The organism is Sphingosinicella soli (genome assembly GCF_014199685.1).
In the GTDB taxonomy this organism is placed as follows: Bacteria; Pseudomonadota; Alphaproteobacteria; order Sphingomonadales; family Sphingomonadaceae; genus Sphingosinicella; species Sphingosinicella soli.
Genome location: NZ_JACHNZ010000091.1, coordinates 1 through 1,277 on the forward strand (window position 1 = coordinate 1; position 1,277 = coordinate 1,277).

The window sequence follows — 1,277 nt, forward strand, 5'->3', positions numbered from 1 at the left end:
GCTACGACTGTGATAATCTGCGACGGCTTGATGGTCTGACCCATGCTACGATTGACCACGTGTCATTGCGTTGACGTGTCGGCCATCAGGTCGCCCCGGCAACGGGCGAGATGTGACTTCATAGGAGCCTGACGGGTTCGCCCCTTCACAGTCCTGTCCTCTCTACGCGGTGCCCGGGCACCGCGTAGAGAGGACAGGACATGACCGACACAACAACCAGTACCGTAATCATCGGCGTCGATACTCATAAGGCCACGCATGTCGCGGTGGCAATCGATACCCACGGAAGTCGGCTGGCAGCCTTCTCAGCTCCAGCGACAACGAAAGGCTATCTCGCGCTCGAAGACTGGGCGCGTGGCGTTGGCGCAGTCACAGCCTTCGGCATTGAGGGTACTGGATCATATGGTGCCGGCTTATCGCGCCATCTTCTTGCCCAGGGCCACAAGGTCGTCGAGGTCACGCGACCCAATCGACAGCTTCGCTATCAGCATGGCAAGACCGACAGCCTCGACGCCGAGGGCGCCGCCCGTTCGGTGCTCTCCGGGCAAGCCATTGCCGAACCCAAAACGCAGAGCGGGTCGGTCGAGATGATCCGGCATCTCAAGATCGCCCGCGACACGGCGGTCAAAAGCCGGTCGCAGGCTATGGTGACGCTGAAGACCCTGATGATCAACGCGCCCGCGTCGCTTCGCGACGCAATCGATCAGATCAGCGGCAAAATCGCGCTCATCCGGCATATCGCAGCGTTCAGGCCCGGGGCACTCACCTCAACGACGGCGTCGGCCAAAACCGCCATGCGTGCCTTGGCACAGCGCTGGCTCACGCTGCATGACGAAATCCAGGCTCACGACAAAGCACTTGAGCAACTCGTCGCTGTCCGCGCGCCAACACTGATCGCAGCCCATGGAATCGCTACGATGACGGCGGCTGAAATGCTCATCCTCGTTGGCGACGATCCAACTCGGATCCGTTCCGAGGCCGCGCTCGCAAAGCTGTGTGGCGTCTGCCCAATCCCCGCGTCGAGCGGAAAAACCAATCGCTTCCGTCTCAATCGCGGAGGTAGCCGACAAGCCAATGCCGCCCTTTATCGCGTCGCGATCGTTCGCATGCGTAACCACCCACCCACACTTGCCTATGTCAGCAAACGCAAGAAAGACGGCAAGAGCAACCGCGAAATCATCCGCTGCCTCAAGCGATACATCGTCCGCGAAATCTTCGCCCACCTGTGTCGCTCACAAACACCCCTGGCCATCGCTTGACAAATATAGGAGCCTCAA

1 protein-coding gene is annotated in these 1,277 nt (G+C 60.3%); it reads left to right on the forward strand.

Annotation, left to right across the window (positions count from 1 at the left end):
- The first annotated feature begins 200 nt into the window (after positions 1-200).
- On the forward strand, positions 201-1,259 hold the full coding sequence (locus tag GGQ98_RS18085) for an IS110 family RNA-guided transposase (RefSeq protein WP_184072070.1): 1,059 nt from the start codon (positions 201-203) through the stop codon (positions 1,257-1,259).
- Positions 1,260-1,277 lie beyond the last annotated feature (18 nt).